The organism is Maribacter sp. HS (genome assembly GCF_048059195.1).
In the GTDB taxonomy this organism is placed as follows: domain Bacteria; phylum Bacteroidota; class Bacteroidia; order Flavobacteriales; family Flavobacteriaceae; genus Maribacter; species Maribacter dokdonensis.
The window spans coordinates 1115085-1138475 of the sequence record NZ_JAYLVV010000002.1 but is presented as its reverse complement, the minus strand read 5'-3'; the positions used below and the strand labels follow the sequence as shown (position 1 = coordinate 1138475).

At 35.2% G+C, this 23391-nt stretch carries 22 protein-coding genes; 14 read left to right on the top strand and 8 right to left on the bottom strand.

Translation table 11 applies throughout. The features are described 5' to 3' along the window. Window positions 1-289: 289 nt before the first annotated feature. The 5 genes from VBZ51_RS04945 to VBZ51_RS04925 all read left to right on the top strand — a co-directional run bounded on the left by VBZ51_RS04945 (window position 290) and on the right by VBZ51_RS04925 (window position 6945). Window positions 290-1702 (top strand): ATP-binding protein, encoded by a 1413-nt coding sequence (locus tag VBZ51_RS04945; protein ID WP_058104423.1) that lies wholly within the window; start codon window positions 290-292, stop codon window positions 1700-1702. A gap of 18 nt (window positions 1703-1720) precedes the next feature. After that, complete coding sequence (locus VBZ51_RS04940) at window positions 1721-2503, top strand: enoyl-CoA hydratase/isomerase family protein (protein ID WP_416576233.1); 783 nt, start codon at window positions 1721-1723, stop codon at window positions 2501-2503. 17 nt (window positions 2504-2520) lie between these two features. Further along, window positions 2521-4074: a hypothetical protein gene (locus VBZ51_RS04935; RefSeq protein WP_058104421.1), complete on the top strand. Its 1554-nt coding sequence runs from the start codon at window positions 2521-2523 to the stop codon at window positions 4072-4074. A gap of 47 nt (window positions 4075-4121) precedes the next feature. After that, window positions 4122-5195 (top strand): PA0069 family radical SAM protein, encoded by a 1074-nt coding sequence (locus tag VBZ51_RS04930; RefSeq protein ID WP_416576232.1) that lies wholly within the window; start codon window positions 4122-4124, stop codon window positions 5193-5195. Window positions 5196-5511: 316 nt separating this feature from the next. Continuing rightward, entirely contained in the window at window positions 5512-6945 is a 1434-nt protein-coding gene (locus VBZ51_RS04925; protein ID WP_074671118.1) for a glycosyltransferase, read from the top strand. Window positions 6946-7029: 84 nt separating this feature from the next. Here the strand turns inward: VBZ51_RS04925 and VBZ51_RS04920 are convergent, their stop codons facing one another. From VBZ51_RS04920 to VBZ51_RS04910, 3 genes are all read right to left on the bottom strand, one after another. Then, a complete protein-coding gene (locus VBZ51_RS04920) occupies window positions 7030-7707 on the bottom strand; it encodes an HD domain-containing protein (RefSeq protein WP_058104418.1) in 678 nt (225 codons plus the stop codon). Next, on the bottom strand, window positions 7704-8288 hold the full coding sequence (locus VBZ51_RS04915; RefSeq protein ID WP_317038729.1) for a lysophospholipid acyltransferase family protein: 585 nt from the start codon (window positions 8286-8288) through the stop codon (window positions 7704-7706). The genes VBZ51_RS04920 and VBZ51_RS04915 overlap by 4 nt, the downstream gene beginning before the upstream one ends. 234 nt (window positions 8289-8522) lie before the next feature. Next, window positions 8523-8933 carry a BrxA/BrxB family bacilliredoxin gene (locus tag VBZ51_RS04910; RefSeq protein ID WP_058104416.1) on the bottom strand — a complete coding sequence of 137 codons (411 nt, stop codon included), beginning with the start codon at window positions 8931-8933 and terminating at the stop codon, window positions 8523-8525. 130 nt (window positions 8934-9063) lie between these two features. Between VBZ51_RS04910 and VBZ51_RS04905 the strand changes: the two genes are divergently transcribed. The 4 genes from VBZ51_RS04905 to VBZ51_RS04890 all read left to right on the top strand — a co-directional run bounded on the left by VBZ51_RS04905 (window position 9064) and on the right by VBZ51_RS04890 (window position 12577). Further along, window positions 9064-9804 carry a TerB family tellurite resistance protein gene (locus VBZ51_RS04905; protein WP_074671123.1) on the top strand — a complete coding sequence of 247 codons (741 nt, stop codon included), beginning with the start codon at window positions 9064-9066 and terminating at the stop codon, window positions 9802-9804. Between the two features lie 25 nt (window positions 9805-9829). Beyond that, the gene (locus VBZ51_RS04900) at window positions 9830-10414 is read left to right on the top strand and encodes a HupE/UreJ family protein (protein WP_348099900.1); all 585 of its coding nucleotides are present in this window, start codon (window positions 9830-9832) and stop codon (window positions 10412-10414) included. Between the two features lie 85 nt (window positions 10415-10499). Beyond that, complete coding sequence (locus tag VBZ51_RS04895; protein ID WP_058104413.1) at window positions 10500-10937, top strand: deoxycytidylate deaminase; 438 nt, start codon at window positions 10500-10502, stop codon at window positions 10935-10937. A 14-nt stretch (window positions 10938-10951) separates the two neighbouring features. After that, window positions 10952-12577, top strand: coding sequence for a S41 family peptidase (locus VBZ51_RS04890; protein ID WP_416576262.1), 1626 nt, complete (start codon window positions 10952-10954; stop codon window positions 12575-12577). Here VBZ51_RS04890 and VBZ51_RS04885 read toward each other — a convergent pair. After that, window positions 12574-12777, bottom strand: a complete 204-nt coding sequence (locus tag VBZ51_RS04885; RefSeq protein WP_416576231.1) for a hypothetical protein — start codon at window positions 12775-12777, stop codon at window positions 12574-12576. The two genes, VBZ51_RS04890 and VBZ51_RS04885, sit on opposite strands and share 4 nt — an antisense overlap. Window positions 12778-12815: 38 nt before the next feature. Then, a complete protein-coding gene (locus VBZ51_RS04880) occupies window positions 12816-13394 on the bottom strand; it encodes a MarC family protein (RefSeq protein WP_058104411.1) in 579 nt (192 codons plus the stop codon). A 115-nt stretch (window positions 13395-13509) separates the two neighbouring features. Between VBZ51_RS04880 and VBZ51_RS04875 the strand changes: the two genes are divergently transcribed. Then, window positions 13510-14079, top strand: coding sequence for a DUF3109 family protein (locus tag VBZ51_RS04875; RefSeq protein ID WP_058104410.1), 570 nt, complete (start codon window positions 13510-13512; stop codon window positions 14077-14079). On the opposite strand, the gene VBZ51_RS04870 is transcribed toward VBZ51_RS04875, so the two are convergent. Then, the gene (locus VBZ51_RS04870; RefSeq protein WP_082642952.1) at window positions 14072-15907 is read right to left on the bottom strand and encodes a tetratricopeptide repeat protein; all 1836 of its coding nucleotides are present in this window, start codon (window positions 15905-15907) and stop codon (window positions 14072-14074) included. The genes VBZ51_RS04875 and VBZ51_RS04870 overlap by 8 nt on opposite strands. Window positions 15908-16053: 146 nt before the next feature. Beyond that, window positions 16054-16788: a LytR/AlgR family response regulator transcription factor gene (locus tag VBZ51_RS04865; protein WP_058104409.1), complete on the bottom strand. Its 735-nt coding sequence runs from the start codon at window positions 16786-16788 to the stop codon at window positions 16054-16056. Window positions 16789-17093: 305 nt separating this feature from the next. Here VBZ51_RS04865 and VBZ51_RS04860 point away from each other — a divergent pair, with 305 nt between their 5' ends. The 4 genes from VBZ51_RS04860 (at window position 17094) to VBZ51_RS04845 (ending at window position 21895) form a co-directional block, all read left to right on the top strand. Further along, window positions 17094-17234, top strand: coding sequence for a hypothetical protein (locus VBZ51_RS04860; protein ID WP_157490883.1), 141 nt, complete (start codon window positions 17094-17096; stop codon window positions 17232-17234). 22 nt (window positions 17235-17256) lie between these two features. Further along, window positions 17257-17814, top strand: coding sequence for a hypothetical protein (locus VBZ51_RS04855; protein WP_157490882.1), 558 nt, complete (start codon window positions 17257-17259; stop codon window positions 17812-17814). Between the two features lie 491 nt (window positions 17815-18305). Further along, the gene (locus tag VBZ51_RS04850) at window positions 18306-19292 is read left to right on the top strand and encodes a ribonucleotide-diphosphate reductase subunit beta (RefSeq protein ID WP_058104406.1); all 987 of its coding nucleotides are present in this window, start codon (window positions 18306-18308) and stop codon (window positions 19290-19292) included. Window positions 19293-19414: 122 nt separating this feature from the next. Then, window positions 19415-21895: a ribonucleoside-diphosphate reductase subunit alpha gene (locus VBZ51_RS04845; protein WP_058104405.1), complete on the top strand. Its 2481-nt coding sequence runs from the start codon at window positions 19415-19417 to the stop codon at window positions 21893-21895. Between the two features lie 557 nt (window positions 21896-22452). Here the strand turns inward: VBZ51_RS04845 and VBZ51_RS04840 are convergent. Next, complete coding sequence (locus VBZ51_RS04840; RefSeq protein ID WP_416576230.1) at window positions 22453-23376, bottom strand: hydroxypyruvate isomerase family protein; 924 nt, start codon at window positions 23374-23376, stop codon at window positions 22453-22455. Window positions 23377-23391: the final 15 nt, after the last annotated feature.

The window sequence follows — 23391 nt, the reverse complement described above, 5'->3', positions numbered from 1 at the left end:
TTTATAGGTATACTAAGAGTTAACGTAATTAAATATAAGAAATTACTTTCAAAATTAACAAAATGTATTTTGTGTGCTCCTATTTGATAATTTGAGTAGTAGTGATGTAGTTTTTGTAAAATGGGCTACGCATTTAATAAGATAGCTGCTCTTAAATAAATGCTTTTATCTTATGAAAGTAGGTTCAACAACGCAATTAGTGCATTTTGGTGCGATATTTGCTAACTTTAAACGAAATAACGAAAGCTTGTTAACAAGGGTATCTTTACGGTCGCGCATTTTCTTATCCATGATTTTTTTGGTGCTGATTGCATCTGTGTTGATTGCGGGTGTTACTGTGTATCAATATCGCGAACAATCAAAGGATTATCATGAAAATAGAATGGAGCGTAAAGAGGAACAAATACGTCAAAGTATAGACCTTGCCATTCAGAAAACAACGTATCCGGTTACCACCGAGAATCTAGATTTAATTTTTAAAAATGAAATCTATGAGATTGCCGTTGTTCAAAACATGAACTTTAATATCTATAGTTTGGAAGGCGAGCTAATTAAGAGTTCTAGGCCCAAGTTTGCCAATGATTCTATTTCTATGTGCCTAGATGCTGAGGTACTTAATAAGCTAGAAATAAGTCCCAATAAACGTTATGTCATGGAAAATGCTTTGGCGGGAGATAAGTATCAAGCTTCATTCACCTATATAGCGGATCAAAAGTTTAAACCAATTGGTATTTTAAACTTGCCGTATTTTGAAGATAACTCGTTTAACGATTATGAGTTGAAAGAATTTTTGTTTCGTTTATCTGGGGTTTATCTGCTAATGCTATTAATGGCAATATCTTTTGCTTTTTTCATTTCGAAGTATATAACTCGTTCACTGGAGACCATTTCAACCATGATGGGAAAAACCGAGTTAAGTAAACAGAACAAGAAAATTTACTTGGATAATCCGGGTGAAGAAATAGAAAAACTAATTTCTGCATACAATGGAATGATTGATGAATTGGGGCAAAGTGCGGTTAAATTGGCTCGTAGCGAACGTGAACAGGCATGGCGGGAAATGGCCAAGCAAGTGGCACATGAAATTAAGAACCCACTTACGCCTATGCGACTGAGCGTGCAGAGTTTTGAACGAAAGTTTGATCCCAATGATCCAGATATACATCAAAAAGTAAAAGAATACTCCAATACTTTAATTCAGCAAATAGATACCATGAGCAGTATAGCATCTGCATTCTCAAATTTTGCAGAAATGCCGGCGCAGCAAAATGAGACATTGAATGTGGTTAAAATCGTGAAATTAGCTTTGGATATATTTAATGAAGACTATATTCATTTTATTGCCGATGAAGAGGAAATTATTGCGAAATTGGATCGTACCCAACTTATTAGAGTGGTTACTAATTTGGTAAAAAATGCTATACAGGCAGTGCCAGATGTAGAATCTCCAAGAGTATTGGTAACGGTAGCATCTGAGGGTAATATGGTAAAATTATCTGTGGCAGATAATGGTCATGGTATAGAGAAAGATAATGAAGACAAAATATTTGAACCAAAATTTACTACTAAAACCAGTGGTATGGGCCTAGGTCTTGGCATGGTTAAAAATATAGTGGAAACGTATAAAGGCACCATTAAGTTTACTTCGCAATTAGGTAAGGGTACGGTGTTCTGTGTAAAATTCCCTAAAGAAAATGTATAATTCAACAACTTAATAAAAATGGCATACGAAACAATATTAATTGAAAAAGAAGCAACAACGGCAATTGTAACTATTAATCGCCCTAAAAAATTAAATGCTTTAAATAAGGAGACCATTGGGGAGTTACATGATGCTTTCAAAGATTTGCAAAAAGATAAGGATGTCAAAGCCATAATTTTGACCGGAAGCGGTGAAAAAGCATTTGTAGCGGGTGCCGATATTTCTGAATTTGCAGATTTCGATGTTAAAGAAGGAAAAAAATTGGCGGCCAAAGGTCAAAAACAATTATTTGATTTTGTTGAAGGCTTATCTACACCTGTTATTGCTGCGGTCAACGGTTTTGCTCTAGGTGGCGGATTAGAGCTTGCAATGGCTTGCCATTTTAGAGTGGCCAGTGATAATGCCAAAATGGGACTGCCAGAGGTTTCTTTAGGATTAATACCTGGGTACGGTGGTACGCAACGTTTGCCTCAATTGGTGGGTAAGGGTAGGGCAATGGAAATGATCATGACCGCGGGCATGATCACTGCAGATCAAGCTAAAGCTTACGGGCTTGTAAACCATGTGACTACACAAGAAGAACTATTACCGCTATGCCATAAGATAATAGCAAAGATCACCAATAATTCCTCTGTAGCCATTGCTCATGCAATAAAAGCGGTAAATGCTGGTTTTAAGAATACTGTAAATGGTTATGAGCAGGAAATTGAGGCTTTTGGTGACTGTTTTGGAACAGATGATTTTACCGAAGGTACTACCGCATTTTTGGAAAAAAGAAAAGCTGAGTTTCCGGGTTCATGACATAAACCAAACTGGTTATGTTAAAACGTAGCGTATTCTTATTTTTGTTCATTACCAATGTACTAGCTTCTTTAGCACAAGAAGAATTGGTTACCTATACCATTGGGGAAAAATTTCATGACAAGTACAGATATTCCAATATGCTGGCAATTGCTGATGACGGCAATGAAGGTACCGTTGTGGTACGTGCATATTATACCGGTATAGTTTTAAAGCCTAAAGGTTATTTTATTGAACATTACAATAAAGATCTTGAATTGGTTTCTGAGTATAATTATAAGCTTAAGGGTGCTAATTTTATAGATGCCTATGTCCGTAATGGACAGGTTTATCTATTATTTTTAGAGTATAATTATAATAACAGAAGCTACCAATACGAAGTACATAGGAGTCCGTTTTCCCAATTTCAATTTACCAAAGAGACCATTTTATCCATTGCTTCTGAACCTGTAGAGCAACCTTTAGATAGAAATTTCTATAACCGAAATTTTTCATCGGGTTTTACAACTTCCATTTTGTTTAATGATGATAAATCGGCATTCGCAATAACTACGCATTATAAAAAGAGAAAAGTTGACCAGCATACCATCTATGCCTTTAATGCCAATTTGAATAAGCTCTTTGAGCATGATTTCTCTGATGAGGTAGAAGAAAAAAATTACGCTTTTGAAAACGTAGTTTTTTCAAAAGATATGCAAAATGTGTATTTGGTAGGTAAGGCATACTTTAAGAAAAAACGCTTTAACGCTACCGAACGTAAATTTCAGTATGAAATGGTAAGGGTTTCCAGCAGCGGAAGAAGTTTACAGTCTTTTTATACCCCAGGGAAATTTCCAGAGGCATTAAAACCTATATTTAAAGGAGGTGAATTACTGTGTATAGGATTTTATGCGGATAGAAAGGATAATAGGTATAACGGCATTTCCTATTTTAATTTAGACCCTAGGTCGCTTACTTTAAAGACAGAAAAATTCAATGCCTTCTCAGAACAGTTTATGTTGGATAAATTTGGAAGGGAAGATGATAAAGCTATTAAAAACTTGGTGTTTAAAGGGATGGATATCACATCTGAAGGTAATATCCTGTTCAATGCAGAAGAATATTTTACCAGTAACAGCGTACAATCGAATTCGAGCGGTGGTAGGGTGATGGTTACTAGGTATCATCATAACGATATTATAAGTGCAAAACTTAGCGCCACTGGTGACTTAGTCTGGGCAAGAAATATAAACAAAACAGAAGTGACGCAAGGTGATGGTGCTTATGCTTCTTACAGTGCCTACACTAAGAATAATAACACGTATTTCTTTATAAGCACATCAGCTGAAAATCCACAGCAATTAAGTGATGACCGTATTATGTTTAAGCAAGGGTTGAGTAGAAATAGAAATGTATTTTTAATTCGTTTGGATGAAAACGGACATATGAAGTATAATAAGGTTATTGATGATACTGAAGCACGTTTGCCGTTAATGGTTTCTGCACCATATATTGATCGTCAAAAAGATGAATTAATGTTCTATGCCAAAAGGGGAACAAAAAAGCAACTGGTTCAAGTAGGTGTTAAATAAAATTGTAATTAGGATTTAATCCATAATTTTGGATTAAATCCTAATTAATGAAATCAGACTTTTCTATAAAAGGTAGAGGCGCCCAAAAGAATACCTTAAATAAGTTTTCAGCATACAACTACGAAACTAGGGACGATTTTCTTGAATTTTGCCGTCTTGAAGGTGAAATTGCCGATAACAATAAGACGCAATACATACCTGTTTTCCCAAAAACAATAGTGAATAAAGTAACTAGCCCAGATGTGGGTATGAGTTATTCTATGAACATGTACCAAGGTTGTGAGCATGGTTGTATTTACTGTTACGCTAGAAATGCACATGAATTTTGGGGCTATAGTGCAGGTTTGGATTTTGAACGTAAGATTTTGGTAAAGCATAATGCGCCAAAATTGTTAGAAGAGAAATTAAAAAGTAAAAGTTGGAAGGCATGTACCATTGTGCTTTCAGGAAATACAGATTGCTACCAACCTGCGGAACAAGAGTTTCAATTAACCCGTAAATGCTTAGAGATTTTCTTGAAGTACAGGCATCCAGTGGGAATTATTACTAAGAATGCATTGATTTTGCGCGATTTGGATATTCTAAGGAAATTAAACGAGCATGGTTTAATTGGTGTAAACATATCGGTTACATCTTTATCTGAAGAAACCAGAAGGATATTAGAACCAAGGACTACCACCATTAAAAAGAGGTTAGAGGCTATTAAAGTTTTATCTGACAATGGCATTCCGGTAAATGCTATGTTGGCTCCGATCATACCTGGCATCAATAGTCATGAAATTTTAAATTTAGCTAAGACAGTTGCGCACCATGGGGCATTATCAATGGCCTTTACCGTGGTTAGATTAAATGGAGCCATTGGTCATATTTTTACCGATTGGATTCGTAAAACACTTCCGAATAAAGCAGACAAGGTTTTGCACCAAATTGAGGAGTGTCATGGAGGAAGTTTAAATGATAGCAGATTTGGTATCCGAAGTAAAGGAGAAGGTAAAATTGCTACTCAAATTCATGATATGGTAAGTTTGGCAAAACGAACCTATTTTAAAAACAGCACTTTCCCAAAATTAAATACTGATTTGCACGCATCATATAAAGATGGTCAATTGAAATTATTTTAAAATTTTTCTGCAATTGCTGAAAATCCCAAGGAAAATATAATTAGATAAAAATGGTAATGTTTTTTACATCCATTGGGTTGAAATGTTTCAATTTTATTTGAAATAGATATTTCCCAAATAAATGGTATAACCGCATGAAAATGAGTAAAATATTGTTATTAAGTCAAAAATTTATGGTTTTAAATTAGTGTGCTAAGTAAAAAAATCGTGGTAAAGTTTAAGGTAGAAAAAATCTTTAAAAACTTTTGTTAAAATAAGATCTAAAAGATGATTCTAAGCGTAGATAGGGAGAATGAAATAAATATTAGAACCATTTATGAAAACCAAGAACACTACCATAAAAAATATGAAAACCGTAAACAACAAAACCGAAAAGAAAACTAAGAAGTCTTTCTTTTCCAAAATTGCCAACCAAATAGAAAATGCCAATGCATGGGGTGTTTTTGTAATGGGCAGCACATTTGTATTAATGTTTGGATCTGCTTATTTGGCTTATATATTACAGAGCGATTTTTCAGACTTACATTTAGAACGCAGAAGTAGCTTAATAGGATTTATTTTTATGATCGTTGCTGCGGCCTTCTTTGTATTCAAGTTAAGTTTTTTCATCTATACTTTTGTCCGTTTTTTAAAGTACAAGGCTATACCTTCAGTTTCAGATGATGAACTGCCTACGGTAACCGTTATTGTACCGGCTTATAATGAAGGAAAACAAGTTTGGGCCACCTTAAAAAGTTTGGCAGATAGTGACTACCCAGAGCATAAAGTGCAATTATTGGCAATTGATGATGGTAGTAAAGATGACACTTGGAACTGGATGCAAGAGGCAAAAAAAGAATTAGGTGACAGGGTTTCTATTTGTCAACAGCCTAAGAATATGGGTAAACGTCATGCACTTTACAGAGGCTTTAAAGAAGGTACAGGTGAAATTTTCGTTACTGTGGACAGTGACTCTATAGTTGATCCAGATACTTTAAGAAATTTAGTTAGTCCGTTCATCGTTGATGAAAACTGTGGTGCGGTTGCAGGTAATATTCGTGTTTTAAATAACAAGAAAGAAATTTTACCTAAAATGTTAGATGTAAGTTTTGCACTTAGTTTTGAGTTTGTACGTTCTTCCGAAAGTACTTTAAATTCAGTCTTGTGTACTCCAGGAGCTTTGGCAGCTTATAGAGCTACTGCGGTATTTGGTTGCTTAGATGAGTGGATCAACCAAACCTTTATGGGGCAGCCTTCTGATATTGGTGAAGATAGAGCTATGACCAATATGATTTTAAAGCAAGGTTTTCACGTATTGTTTCAAAGAAATGCTTTTGCTTATACCAATGTTCCTGAAAAATACAAGGGTCTGTATAAGATGTTCATTAGATGGGGTAGAAGTAATGTTCGTGAGAATATTCAAATGTCTAAATATGTATTTACGAACTTTAGAAAAGGACCAAAAGCAGGTACCAGATTATTATTCTTCAGCCAGTTTTCAAGAATTGTATTGTGTTACCCATTTGTACTGTTCATGTTAGTTTTTGTTTTCACGCATCCGTTGTTGTTCTTAAGCTCAACGTTCTTAAGTATTTTGGTACTGTCAACATTCCCGGTAATATTTTACGCAAAAAGATATACGTTCTCAGAATCTTTCTGGGCATATTCTTACAGTGTTCTATATACTTTTGGTCTGTTTTGGATTACCCCTTATGCTATTGCAACGGCAAGTAGAAGAGGTTGGTTAACAAGAGAGTTGCCCCAGAAATAAATAATACAGAAAATATTAAGGGTCTCAATTTCAATTGAGACCCTTTTTTTATGACTTAAAATTTTAGATATGATTCGGTAAAGGCTAGCTTAAATTTTTAAGAGGACTCCACTCTTGGTAAAATTGTTCTAGAAAGTCTATCATATATTGGTGTCTTTGCTGGGCCAATCGCTTTCCGGTTGCGGTGTTCATTTTATCTTTAAGTAATAATAGTTTTTCGTAGAAGTGATTTAGAGTAGGCGCTTTTGACTTTTTATACTCCTCTTTACTCATTTCCAAGTTAGGAGGTATACTGGGGTCATAAAGGGCTCTATTTTTAAACCCACCATAATTAAAGGCTCTTGCAATACCTATGGCGCCAATAGCATCTAAGCGATCGGCATCTTGTACTACCTGAAGTTCTTTTGACGTAAATAGTTTTTTCTTCATTTTACCATCATTTAGACCAGCCTTAAAAGAACTATATTTAATGATATTGGTGACGTGGTTAATGGTTCTTTTGGGAACTTTTAGACTTAACAAAAAGTTCTCTGCCATCTTTGGCCCTAAAGATTCATCACCATCATTAAATTTGGCGTCTGCAATATCATGAAGTAAGGCACCAAGGCTTACCACCAATAAATTTACGTCTTCCTCTTTAGCAATAAGCATGGTATTATTGAAAACACGTTCAATATGGAACCAATCATGACCTCCCTCGGCATTTTTTAGTGTTTCTTTGACGAAAATGATAGTTTCTTCTACGATTTCTGAGTTGGTCATTTAAAGGAGTTTATACCGCTTACTACGGATGCTTCAATTTGTGTTATTAGTTCATCAAGATTACCCTTGTTCTCTATGGGTTGTTGTACCTCTAAACGTACCTTGGAACCTAATCCCATAGGAAATTGACCGAATCTTACCAGCTTCCATGAATTATTGATGCTTATGGGAACGATCAAAGCTGAAGGCGCTTTTTTAAGAAGCATTTTAAGTCCCATAGGTTTAAACGGTTTTGGGTGCCCATCCCTACTTCTGGTACCTTCAGGAAAAATTACCGCACTTCTATTATGTTTTTCAATGTACGATCCAAGTTTGCCTATCTCCATAATAGCGGATTTCCCATCCTTTCTATCTATAAGAACAGAACCACCATGAACAAGATTGAAGGAAACGCTTGGTATACCTTTACCCAATTCTTTTTTACTGACAAACTTTGGGTGGTGTTTGCGCATGTACCAAATCAACGGGGGTATGTCATACATACTTTGGTGATTGGTTACAATTATTAAAGGCCTGTTTGTAGGAAGATCGTATTTGTTGGTGAATTTATACGTAGTCCCTAAAATATTAGTGCTTCGCATTAAAAAGAAATTCAGCTTGCTAACAACAGGCTTTAGTCCATTGTACCCAAAAACTTTAAAACCAAACCATTGAATGGGGTGAAAAATAAGAAGACATAGCCCAAAAGCTATGAAAAAAAAGGGGGTTATTATATATGAAAGCAGTTTCTGCATCTTACAAAAATAAAAAACCGCTCAATTAGAGCGGTTTTTTAATACTATTATTTTACTTAAATAGAGTCTAAGACCATAGTTTTAGCAAAACTCATCATAAGCTTGTGCTAAATTTTGAGCGATCATTTCAGCTGGTCTACCTTCAATATGGTGACGTTCGATCATGTGAACCAATTCTCCATTTTTGAACAAAGCCATTGATGGCGATGATGGAGGAAAAGGGATCATTAAATTTCTTGCTGCATCAACCGCTTCTTTATCAACACCGGCAAATACCGTTACGGCATGATCAGGTCTTTTACTGTTCTGCAAGCTCATTTTGGCCGCAGGTCTTGCATTGGCAGCTGCGCAACCACAAACAGAGTTTACAACAACTAAAGTTGTTCCTTCTTTGTTAATGGCATCGGTAACTGCATCTGCAGTATATAATTCTTCAAATCCGGCAGAGGCCAGATCATCTCTCATTGGTTTAACTAATTCCGCAGGGTACATATTCTTAATTTTTTAATTAATTGTTACAAAGATAATCAATTAGTCGTAGGACTGCTTTATACCTTAACGTTTCATTGGCCATACTTTCTATTCGTAATATTTTATCTTTGGCAAAATTGAGCATACGAAAATGATTAAATGGTTAGGGGCCGTAATTGGTTTTTCTTTTAGAGGGTTATCTGGAGCAATTTTAGGCTTCTTTGCCGGCAGTATTATAGATAACTTTTTTGGGTCTAGTAAGGGCAGTGCACGTAGCGTTTTTGAAGATTATACCAGACCAAATGTTACGGCTGCAGATTTTGAATTGAACTTGTTGTCTTTATGTTCTATAGTTATAAAGGCAGACGGACAAGTAAGCCAATCAGAAATGGACTATGTACGTCAGTACTTTGTAAGCACTTATGGGAAGGATAAGGCAAATGCCATTTTTAGGAGATTCAATGAAATCAATAAAAAAGGGCAGATATCCGCACAAAACGTGTGTACATTTTTGGCACAACGTACCCGCTATGAGGTTAGATTGCAATTATTACATTTTTTATTTGGTATAGCACAATCAGATGGCAACATTAGTAATCCTGAAATTCAAAAAATAAGGGAGATTGCAGGTTACCTTAGGGTATCATTGAACGAGTTTGAAAGTATTAAAGCCATGTTCGTGAAATCTGCTAACAATGCTTATAAAATTCTTGATGTGCCTAAAACTGCTACTGATGCCGAGGTGAAAAAGGCGTACAGGCAAATGGCAAAAAAATACCATCCGGATAGGGTCAATACTCAAGATGAAGCTATTAAGAAAGGTGCTGAAGAGAAATTTAAACAAGTACAAGAGGCTTACGAAACTATACAAAAGGAACGCGGATTAAATTAGTTTGAACAGATAATATAAAAGTGCAATGCAAGAATTTTGGTTTTATATAAAATTAGGTTTGCAACATGTATTGGATATCAATGCATATGACCATATCCTTTTTTTGACGGCGATGGCGCTGCCATTTACGTTTAAAAGCTGGAAAAACGTATTATGGTTGGCAACCGTTTTTACGGTAACCCACTGTTTAGCTTTGGTTTTCTCGGTTTATGAGATTATGGTAGTAGATGCTACCTGGATAGAGTTTTTAATACCTGTAACCATTTTAGCAACCGCGTTGTTCAATATAGTAGATGTATTGTTGCTTAAAGAAAATAGAACAATTTGGTTTCATATGTTGGCAACTGGTTTTTTTGGCTTGGTTCATGGTTTTGGCTTTTCCAACTACTTTAAGATGATGATTATGGGTGAAGAAGATAAGCTTGCACCTTTACTGGGTTTTGCTGGTGGAATAGAATTATCTCAAGTGGTTATTGTTTTGTTGGTATTGGTCCTAGCTTTTGTTGTCCAAACACTAATGAATGTAAAACAGCGTGTTTTTATATTGGTAGGCAGTATTGTTGTGATACTGATAACCTTACCGTTGTTATATGAAACATTTCCTTTTTAGATTGTTAAAGTTTAGCCTAACATAATGTTGTTACTGTTCAAAGCAGGTAACTTAGGGTTATGCGCTTTTATAAAGCTCACCGTTCATGAAAAAAGAAAAACAATTAAAATACGATAGGGCCTATTTAAGAATGGCCACGGAATGGGGAAAATTATCGTCATGTAAAAGAAAACAAGTAGGTGCAATTATCGTTAAGGATAGAATGATCATATCTGATGGTTATAACGGTACCCCTACCGGTTTTGAAAATTATTGTGAAGATGAAGATGGGTATACCAAGTGGTATGTTTTGCATGCAGAGGCCAATGCCATTCTTAAGGTTGCCAGTTCAACACAATCCTGCCAAGGGGCTACTTTGTACATTACTTTATCTCCCTGTAGAGAATGTAGTAAACTAATTCATCAGTCTGGCATTAAACGTGTAGTGTATCAAGTTGGTTATAAAGATGATTCGGGATTAAAATTTTTAGAGAAAGCTGGGGTTGAAATAGAACATATGCCAGAAATAAATGTGACAAACTAACGTTAACACTAATGATGAATAAAAAATACAGTGCTCTTTTTCCTTTAATTATCGCTTCTGCTCTTGCATTAGGGTTTTTTATTGGTGGAAAACTGAATTTTAATGATTCTCCCGAAAGACTATTCTCTACCAATTCTAAAAAAGATAAATTAAACAGACTTATAGATTACATTGATTACGAATACGTAGACGATGTAAATACAGATAGTATAGTCGATGTTACCGTGAATAGTATCCTAGAAAAATTAGATCCCCATTCGGTCTATATTTCAGAAAAGGAAATGTCTAGCGTGGCAGACAATATGAAAGGTGATTTTGTTGGTATAGGTATTAATTTTTATACTTATCATGATACCATTGCAGTAATCAGAACCGTTAAGGATGGTCCTAGCCATGCAAAGGGAATTTTACCTGGCGATCGTATTTTAATGGCTGATGAAGACACGCTTTACGGTCATGATTTTCCTAGTGAAGTTATTGTGGACAAGCTAAAAGGAAGAGAAGGTACTTCGGTTGACCTTACTGTCTTTAGAAAGTCTGAAAATAGAACGTTTAACGTTAAAGTAAAACGTGGTATAGTGCCTTTAAAAAGTGTAGATGCCTTCTACATGTTAACAAAGGATATGGGCTATATTAAAGTGAATCGTTTTGCTGAGTCTACCTATAAAGAATTTAAAGATGCTTTAGGAAAATTACAAAAACGGGGTGCCCGCAAGTTGGTTCTTGATCTAAGGGATAATCCAGGCGGTTATTTGGGTATGGCAGAAGAAATGGCGGACGAGTTCTTGGAAGATGGTAAACTGATCTTGTTTACTAAGAATAAGAAGGGAAAGATCAGTAAAAGTTTCGCAACTGACGAAGGTAGTTTTGAAGATAAGCCTATTTATGTTTTGATCAACGAAAGATCTGCTTCGGCTAGTGAAATTGTTGCCGGCGCTTTACAAGATAATGATATAGGTACCATTGTTGGTCGTCGTTCTTTTGGTAAAGGTTTGGTACAGCGAGAAATGGCTTTAGGCGATGGTTCTGCAGTTAGACTGACCGTTTCTAGATATTACACCCCAACGGGTAGAAGTATTCAAAAAACGTACGCAAATGGCACCAAAGATTATTATCAGCGTTTTACCGACAGATACCATAGTGGCGAAATGATTTCGGTTGATAGCATAAAAGTGGCAGATTCATTGAAATTTGTAACCCCTAAGGGAAAAGTGGTCTATGGCGGTGGCGGAATAATTCCGGATGTCTTTGTGCCTATCGGTTCAAATGAGGAAGAGGCAGTGGATAGCATGGATAATTTGGGCTTTATTTCATTTTTTGTATTTGAACATTTAGATGAAGATCGTGAACGGTATGCCCAGTATACCCAAGAGGAGTTCGTGAACGATTTTAGGGTAGATGATATCCTTTTTGAAAAGTTTGTGGAGTATTCGGTAGATAGAAATCTAAGAATGAACTTCTATGAGCATGAGAATAGCATTAAACTGTTCTTAAAGGCTAATATTGCAGAACAACTGTTCAATACAAATATACATGCCAAAATTAAGGCAGATGAGGACTTAATGCTGCAGAAAGTATTGGAGTTAGATGGTGGTGGTATTGAACAGCAAGAGTCTGGCGCAATTAAGACCTACAACTAATCTTGGTTCATCTTATCCTGAATCTTCTTGCTGGTTACAAATACCAAAAGTAGTACTATAGCACATAAAGAAGCCATAATGCCGATCAATGCAATGGTACTGTTCTTTTCAAAAGGATCTGCAAAATTTACCAATGTGACATTATAGGCAATTAAAGCAATTGCAATAACTATGAATATAATGGATAACGTCCTGCTCATATAATCTTGTTTTTATAAAAGTACAATCTTCTAACGGTCTAGAAAAGTTGATTAATGTTAGCGGCGAATAATTTAACGGCGATGGCCATAAGAATTACCCCAAAAACCTTTCTAATTACATTAACACCATTTTTGCCTAGCATTTTTTCGATCTTGCCCGATGATTTCAATACTATGAACACGAATATAATATTGACGATAATGGCAACGATTATATTTTCTACATAATATTCAGCTCTTAAAGAAAGTAAAGAGGTCAATGTACCGGCACCCGCAATTAATGGGAAGGCAATGGGTACAACAGATGCACTCTCTGGTTCGTCATCCTTGTATAGGGTAATGCCTAAAATCATCTCAATAGCCAAAAAGAAAATAATAAAAGCTCCCGCAACGGCAAATGAATTTACATCAATACCGATCAAGTTCAATATCTCCTCACCAAGGAACAAAAAGGCTACCATGATCACGGCAGCTACAACAGAAGCTTTTTCAGATTGTATGTGCCCAACCTTTTTGCGTAACCCTATGATAATGGGTATACTGCCTAAAATATCTATTACGGCAAAAAGAACCATGCTAGCTGTAGCAATCTCCCTTAAGTTAAAATGAAATTCCATCTTTCAAATTTTTTGCAAATTTACGTTTTATGTATGCATTTGGATCTTTATTCTTAAAATAATCCATCTCAAAGACTTTTTTAAAATATGTATCTTGCGGCCTTTAAACTAAGCCATGTTTCAATTAGGGAAAACCATAGTATCTGAGGAAATAATAGAGAATGATTTCGTTTGTAATCTTAGCGCCTGTAAGGGTGGTTGTTGCGTAGACGGAGAGGCAGGTGCTCCCGTAGAGGATAGTGAAACGGAAATTATGGTAGATATCTATTCAAAAGTAAAACCTTTTCTAAGACCTGAGGGAATTTCGGTTATTGAAAAAGAAGGAGCTTTTGTTAAGGGAGAAGATGGTGAATGGGAAACTCCGTTAGTAAACGGTAGTGAGTGTGCCTACGTAATTTTTGATGAAAAAAAAGTTGCCAAATGTGGTATTGAAGAGGCTTATAACCAAGGTGTGATCAACTGGAAAAAACCGGTTTCATGTCATTTATATCCTATAAGAGTTCGAGAGTACACAGAATTGACTGCGGTTAATTACCATAAATGGCATATTTGCGACCCTGCTTGCGCCTTGGGTGACGAATTAAAAGTGCCTATTTATAAGTTTGTGAAAGAAGCGTTAATCAGAAAATTTGGTGAGGCTTGGTATAAAGAGTTAGAAGAGGTAGCTACGGACCATCTTAAATAGTAGGTATATAAATTACGATCTGTGTGCCGATCGGATTTGTATCATCATCGAATTTGTCAATGATATCAACGTGGAAATAGTTTTCATAGTCACGGGAGAAATTTGCTAAACGCTCTTTGGTAATATCGATGCCAACAGATTTTCTTTTAAGTACTTTACTGTCTTTTATTCGCTCTGCAGCATCTCTACCTACGCCATTATCGGTTATAACTATCTCTATAAAGCCGTTTTTACCTTTTTTTACTTCTAAGTCAATATTTTTGGCTCCTTCCTTTGAAGATAGTCCGTGCCATAATGCATTTTCTAAAAACGGTTGTAGAATTAGCGATGGAATTTTAATGTTATGAATATCAATGTCGTCTTTTATATGGACGTTGAAGTTGATTTCATTAGAAAACCTAATGTTCTCTATGTTCATATAAAGCTCAACAGTTTCTAGTTCCTCTGCCAGTGAAATCTCGCGTTGGGAAGATGCCTCAAGTATCTTTCTTACCAGTTTTGAAAATTTGTTGAGGTAATGAACGGCATTTTTCTTCTCATTGTTTATGATATATAATTTAATTGAGTTCAGTGAATTGAATAAAAAATGTGGATTCATTTGGCTCCGAAGCATACTTTGTTCCAATGTCAATAGCTTTTTATCTGCATTCAATTGACTCTGGCGATAGAGAATGTATAAAATACCTATCAATAGTATAAGTGATATACCTATGATAATCAACATGGTCTTGTTTTTCTTCAACTTTAAACGAACAGATTCATTCTCTTCTGCAAGACGTTCTAGTTGATTGGCCCTCATTTCAGATTCATATCGTAAAATCATATCATTCACATACCTAAGGTTGAGTGAGCTTGTTATGCGTTCTTCATATTTTTTAAAATCTTTATAGTAACGCATTCCCTTTTGGTAATCGTCACGTTTGATCCATAGTTCAGATAGAAATTTATTTGCTTCTGCTATTTCCGCGTTCAGTTTGTTCGTTTTTGCCAATGCTAAACCAGATTCTAAATTGGTTTCTGCGGCATTATAATCCCCTAAACGAATAAAGGCCCAGCCAAGGTTTATGTAAATGGTAGTAATGAGTTTATTGTCAGCTAAGGAAATTGCTTTCAACAAATTTGATTGTAGAATGTCTATAGCTTCCTGAATTTTACCTTGATGGACATATACATGGGCAATGTTGTAGTTACACGTTATTTTGCCCTTATTAGAGTCCATAATCTCATAATAAACAAGGGATTTTCTGAAGTTTTTTAAAGCGGGCTCCAATTTGCCTTGAGCTTCATAACATTCGCCCAGGTTTTTATGGTTAATGGCCAAGCCCAGTTTATCGTCCAATTCTTTTTCAAGAATCATCGATCTCTCGTACTTTTCTATGGCCAGGTCATACTGCTCAAGCATTTGATAGGTTGCTCCTATATTATTTAAAGACGCTATAATGCTCTTTTTGAGTCCGTCGCTGGGTGTAGCTACAGTTTCAGCCAATTCAAGTGCATTTTGACTATAGTCCAATGAGGACTTAATGGCTTCTGTCCTTGAATATACACTGCTGATCATATTTAGGCTGTAGACCCTAAATTCTATATTGTTTGCTTCAACCGATAATTGGAGTGCGTCTTGGTATAAGGCTAAGGCTTCTTGGTATAGTGCTTGATCACGGTACAATGAACCAAGTTGATTGAGCGCATATACTTGTCCTAAAACATACTTTTTGGTAATTGACCTTTCTTGAATATAACGAAGCGATGTGCTGTCATTACTGTATGGTTTTAGAATATCATTAATTTCTTTACGGGTTTCTGGTACTACCGTTAAAAGGCTGTCCATGTTTTCCTTTAAAACAGTAGATATGTCTTGCGAGTAACCGTAAAAAGACAGCACTAAAGCATAGAGAAGTAAGAATGGAATTTTATACCTAATGATGTACACTATTATTTTAGAAAAGCTTTGAAATGGTTTTTACGGATGTTGACTTACAACATGTCTAAAAAATCTGATTTTTTTTGTCTGGAAACAGGTATTTTATGGTTGGACTTTAATACCACGTAACCATCTGTCTTCAAGAATTCCTTTATTTTATTTAAATTAATGATGTATGAATTATGAATTCTGAAAAATGAATCGGAAGGTAGTAATTCATTTACCTCTTTCAATTTTTTGGTTAACACTATTTTTTGACCATCTGTTAAAAAAATGGTGCTGTAGTTACCATCAGATTCTGCGTATAATATTTCATCGCTTTCTAGAAATAACAATTTGCCGTCGGTATTTAAAGTAATACGCTTATGTATGGCTCTTGAATTATAGTTTAAAAGCACCATTTCCAATTTCTCGACAGAAAAATTGTTATTGTTGAATTTTTTGATCTTTGCAATGGTTTCTTCCAAATCATCGGTATCGATCGGTTTTAATAGATAATCTAGAGCCTGACTCTTAATGGCCTTTAAGGCATATTGGTTATAGGCGGTAGTTATGACAACAGGAAAATTTTTGTTGGTCAGTTTTCTAATGAATTGAAAACCGTCCATTGTGGGCATTTCTATATCTAAGAATAGACAGTCTGGCGTGTGTTTTTCTAAGTAGGTAAGTGCTTCATTTGGATTGGTAAATGAGGCAATTACATTGATTTCATCACTAAAATTAGTGAGCTCCCACGTTAAGCTTTGCAGTGCTTTTATTTCATCATCAACAATTACAGCTTGTAGCATAAGGTTAGGGTATCAAGTTAGAAAGTTATGAAAAATTAAGTTTTTGTATGGTTTTTGAATGCTATTTTGTGTCAATGGATCTAATTTTAGTGTAATCGGTATATTTTGACTAGGTGGCGATTATTTGGATTTATAAATACAAAAAGAAAGAAAAATACTACAAATTATATTTATGAAAATTCTTTTGAATTTTTCATGCTCCGATTATACATAAAAGAGTGCAGATTATACAAAATAGGTGTTTGCTGTTTCAGCTTAAAATTACCTTTAGCCTAGAGTTTCAGTATATTATAAATGAAATTGAAATGAGAAAATGCGGTTATATGTTGGCATTTTTTATTGTAATCTTATTGATTGCATCTCATTTTATGGAAGGTGAAGAGCCAATTAATGAGGGATTGGAAGTAGCTATTGAACTAAAACAAAATAAAGTGACCAGACCATAATTCAAAAACTCAACTAATGATCATGAAGAATAGTTTTCGGTTTGTTGGTAAATTTTTGAAGTTAGTTTGCTTTGGTATTGTACCATTTATGCTATTAAGTGGTGGGTCAAAAGTTGGGGTTACTAATAATAAATTGGATGATGGCACTTGTAGTTTTAACATCATAGGCAGTACTAATTTTCATATAGACGGTTTTGCATCGTTTAAGAGAATTACTGAACCTGATAACTTTGGAAATATTGCAGATAAATTAGTGTTGAGTTTTTCTGATTGTGATACTAACAAGATGCATAATCTGGAAATTGTTATCGCATCGACTAATACTGATGACGTTGGTGTTTCGGTCGGTAAACATAAAATTAAAAACATTCATTGTCTGATCAATAGGTTCAGCGGTGTATATGGTTTTGCCGATTTAAGTGAGGTAGGTGAACTGCCTTTCTTTGTGAAATCTGGTGATGTTATAATAAAGGAAAGTATTTCTAATAAAGTTGATGGAAATTTAGAAGTACAATTAGAAAATGCTAACGGAGAATCTTTGAATGTCAAGGGCTCTTTCAATGCACTAATAAAAGTTTAAAAATAGTACGGTTCTTTATAAGGTAGTGTATGTTGCCTTATATCTAATGTTTGAGCGCCATATAGTATAAATACGATTAGTCGTATGATTACATTCTAAGAAAAGGTTTCGGGGGAACTACCTTTATTAGTTTTGGTGGGCATTTTTCATAATAGAAGCATTAGTGGGGCCGTACATTTTTTATGGAATACACTTACCTGTTTTACCTCTTTTTATAAGCTAGTTTTAATAAACCATTGAGTATGATTTTTTATACTTTTTGGTTTAAAAAAATCATGTTTAAAGTTTACCTAAAATTAATGCTAAGTCCTTATTTCGCAAAGGTTAATGAACACTAGGAGTACAGGTACATTTCAACACACGGTGTTAAAAACTTTGTGGTCAAAATACCTAAACTAACTTTATATTTTCAATGCAATTTTAAATCTTTGTTAGTACCTTCAGAGAAGAAAACTATTTCTTTTTCACTACTAATTTTAAATCTAAATTATATGTCCGCAGCTTTAGAGCCTATTTTGGAGCCAAATGATGATCGCTTTGTTATTTTTCCTATCAAACATGATGATTTATGGGAATGGTATAAAAAATGTGAGGCTTGTTTTTGGACAGCGGAGGAGATTGATCTTCATGAAGATTTAAATGATTGGAATAACAAACTGAATGATGACGAGCGTTATTTTATAAAACATATTCTTGCATTTTTTGCAGCTTCCGATGGTATTGTTAATGAGAATTTGGCTGAAAATTTTGTGAGTGAGGTTCAATATGCCGAAGCAAAGTTCTTTTATGGATTTCAAATAATGATGGAGAATATTCATTCTGAAACCTATTCACTTTTGATAGATACTTATGTAAAAGATGAAAAGGAAAAGAATGTTCTTTTCAAAGCTTTGGAAAATTTTCCAGCAATAAAGAAAAAAGCAGATTGGGCCTTAAATTGGATCGAGTCGCCAAGTTTTGCAGAACGATTAATTGCTTTTGCAGCAGTAGAAGGTATATTTTTCTCCGGTGCCTTCTGTTCCATATTCTGGTTAAAGAAAAGGGGCTTAATGCCAGGTCTAACTTTTTCTAACGAACTTATATCAAGAGATGAAGGCATGCATTGTGATTATGCGGTTCACCTGCATAACAAGCATTTAATGAATAAAGTGCCAAAAGAACGTATTACTCAAATTTTGACCAATGCCCTGGATATTGAGCGTGAGTTTATTACAGAGTCGTTACCGGTTAGTTTAATTGGAATGAACTCTAAATTAATGACGCAGTATTTGGAATTTGTAACAGATAGGTTATTGGTTGAACTTGAATGTGATAGAGTGTACAATGCCTCCAATCCATTTGATTTTATGGATATGATTTCTTTACAAGGTAAAACCAACTTCTTTGAAAAACGTGTTTCTGAATATCAGAAAGCAGGCGTTTTGAACAAGGATAAAGATGATGATTCCCAGAAAATTAGCTTTGATGCTGATTTCTAATTAATGTAGTGCACAATTTTACCAATAGAAGTATACGGGAAAATTGTGTCATCATTTAAAATGTTAAAATTTTAACATTAATAACGTAAATATAATATTAACCCTTAATTGTTTGTAGCCAAATGTTCGTAGTTAAAAGAGATGGAAGAAAAGAAGTGGTCATGTTTGATAAGATCACCGCACGTGTACGTAAGTTATGTTATGGTCTAAATGGTCTTGTTGATCCGCTAAAGGTAGCTATGCGGGTAATAGAAGGTCTTTACGATGGTGTAACTACATCTGAGTTAGATAATCTAGCAGCGGAAATAGCGGCAACAATGACTACCACACACCCAGATTATGCAAAATTGGCTGCACGTATATCTGTATCTAACTTACATAAGAATACTAAAAAATCGTTCTCACAAACCATGAACGACCTATATACTTATGTAAACCCTAGAACTGGTAAAAAGGCCCCTTTATTATCAGATGAGGTTCATAAGGTAATTGCTGAAAATTCAGAAAGATTAGATTCTACGATCATCTATAATAGAGATTTTAGCTATGACTATTTTGGTTTTAAGACTTTGGAGCGTTCTTACTTATTAAAAATCAACGGTAAAATTGCAGAACGACCACAACACATGCTAATGCGAGTATCCGTAGGTATACATTTAAATGACCTTGATGCTGCTATAGAAACGTATGAACTAATGTCTAAAAAGTTCTTTACACATGCTACGCCAACATTGTTCAATTCAGGAACACCAAAGCCTCAAATGTCATCATGTTTTCTTTTGGCTATGAAAGATGACAGTATTGATGGTATTTATGATACTTTAAAACAGACCGCCAAAATTTCCCAATCTGCAGGAGGTATAGGTTTATCTATACATAACATTAGAGCAACTGGGTCTTATATAGCTGGTACAAACGGTACATCAAATGGTATAGTGCCCATGCTACAAGTGTTTAATGATACTGCTCGCTATGTAGATCAAGGTGGTGGTAAACGTAAAGGTAGTTTTGCAATATATCTTGAGCCTTGGCATGCCGATATTTTTGAATTTTTAGACCTAAAAAAGAACCATGGTAAGGAAGAAATGCGTGCAAGGGATTTGTTTTATGCCATGTGGATTTCAGATTTGTTCATGAGAAGGGTAGAAGCCAATGAAGATTGGACTTTAATGTGTCCTAATGAATGTCCAGATTTGTTTAATAGACATAGTGATGAGTTTGAAAAACTTTATCTACAATATGAAGCTGAAGGTAAAGGGCGCAAAACTGTCAAGGCGCGGGAACTTTGGGAAAAAATATTAGAATCGCAGATAGAAACCGGCACACCGTATATGTTGTATAAAGATGCAGCCAACCGTAAGAGCAATCAAAAGAATCTTGGAACCATACGTTCATCAAATCTTTGTACCGAAATCATGGAGTATACGTCGCCAGATGAGGTAGCCGTGTGTAATTTAGCATCTATTGCGTTACCTATGTTTGTAAAAAACGGTGAGTTTGATCATAAAGAATTGTTTAAGGTAACCAAAAGAGTGACTAAAAACCTTAATAAGGTCATTGATAGAAATTACTACCCTGTTAAAGAAGCGGAGAACTCAAACATGCGCCATAGACCTATTGGTTTAGGTGTACAGGGTCTTGCAGATACTTTTATAATGCTGAGAATGCCCTTTACAAGTGACGATGCAAAAAAATTAAACCAAGAAATTTTTGAAACTTTATATTTTGGTGCGGTTACGGCATCTATGGAAATGGCCAAAGAAGAAGGTCCATATTCCACATTTGAAGGTTCTCCAATGTCCAAAGGTGAATTTCAATATAATATGTGGGGAGTAAAAGATGATGAATTATCCGGTAGATGGGACTGGGCAAAACTTCGTAAAGAAATGCAGACCAATGGTGTAAGAAACTCTCTTTTGGTAGCACCTATGCCCACTGCATCCACTTCGCAAATATTAGGGAACAATGAGTGTTTTGAACCTTATACATCTAACATTTATACCAGACGCGTTCTTTCAGGTGAATTTATTGTGGTCAATAAACATCTTTTAGAAGATCTTGTTGGTTTAGGTATGTGGAACGAGAGTATGAAACAAGAGCTTATGAGAGCCAATGGATCTATTCAACATATAGAAACAATACCCCAAGATATCAGGGATCTGTACAAAACGGTTTGGGAGCTCAGTATGAAAGACATTATAGATATGTCTAGACAAAGAGGCTACTTTATTGATCAGAGCCAGTCCTTGAACTTGTTTATGGAAAATGCCAATTATTCTAAACTTACTTCAATGCATTTTTATGCTTGGAAGAGTGGTTTAAAGACTGGAATGTATTATTTACGTACCAAAGCAGCTGTTGATGCGATCAAGTTTACATTGGATAACAGTAAGAAAAATGTTGTAGCCACAGATGAGGTGAAGAAGACAGAAGTTGTTACGGCAATAGACAGTGAAGTGGTTATTACAGATACAAAGGTTTCTAAAGTGGCTCCTCAAGCAGAATTGGATATAGCACCTTTGTCACCTCAGGAGATGAAAGAAATGATTGCTAGGGCTAAGGAAGGGCAGGCAGATGATGATTGTTTAATGTGTGGTTCTTAAATACCATTTTTAAAAATAACCATAAAAAAGACCCCACATTTTGGGGTCTTTTTTACATACGGCTAAGCCGGAGGTTAAGTAAGGGGGCGTTTATTTATCGTTTGTGATATATGGCTTTAATACCGTCGTAAATACCAACGCGGCTACATATATCATTAATATTGTAATGTAGTTTTCCATAACTTAAGTAAAAGGGTATAAGATATATACGTATTAAAAACCTGTTTGGATTACGGAAATTTAATGGTATCGTTAAAAAGACTGTGATACATTAATCTTACAGCGTGTTTAAAGTTGAACCATTTATAGGTTAGTCTCATTTGAAATAATTCAAATGAATTGAACCTTATCTTCTTATAGATGTAAAAAGATAATTTTGAAGCCAGTAATAAACCGGCATAGACGAGTATTGCTTGTAGGTATTGGGACATATACAAAAGAACGAATAAGTAGGTTAATTCTTACAAAGTGAATATGTATTTCATCGAATAAATATTATTTTTCGATGAAATACATTCAGTTCTTCTTTTACTAATCGGTCATAGTGTTGCTGAACCCTATTTAAAGCTATCTACTTTTTTATATGCTTCAATAACGGCGAGTTCACCTTCTTTGCCCTCTCTAGAGTTTCCATGTTCCATGCCTAAAATACCATCATAACCCTGCTCATGAATCCATTTGAATACGTTGCCATAGTTTATTTCGCCAGTTGTGGGTTCTTTTCTACCGGGGTTATCTCCAATTTGTATATAGGCTATTTCAGACCAAGAAGCTTCCATATTGGGTATTAAATTGCCTTCTTGTATTTGTTGGTGGTAGATATCGAACAATATTTTACATGAAGGTGAATCAACAGCTCTACATATTTCATAGGCTTGGGGCGAATCCGTCAGGAATAATCCTGGATGATCCCTGAAATTCAAAGGTTCCAAAACCATTGCAATATTATGTGGTTCCAGTAAAGCTGATGCCTGTCTAAGACTTTCAATAACGTTGGCAGTCTGATAGCCCATTTTTAGTTTCAAATCTAAATGTCCGGGTACTACTGTCATCCATTTGGCGTTCACCCGCTTGGCAACCGCTATAGAATTTTTAATTTCATTTAAGAACTCTACTCTTTTTGTCTTATCCCCAGACGCCAAATTAGGGGTTTTCCAATGTATTTCATGTGCTACGAAAACGCCCATCTCCAAACCACGTTCCTTCATGGTTTTTGCCATCTTCTCTTGCAGTTCAATAGGTCGTTTACGCATTTCATTATCTTCGAATGCGGTATAACCTTGATCGGCCATAAAGTTTAATTGGTCAATAGGATCTTCACCTGCAAGATTTTTGAACATCCCTAAATGGGGAGCATATTTTAGGTTGTATTTATGAACTTTTGGCTTCTGGTTCATAGAATTTGCATAAGCTAAACTGCTAGCTAATGAAATGGCCCCTGTGGTCAAGGCGGACTTTTGAATGAAATTTCTTCTTTTCATAAGTGGTTTTTTTAT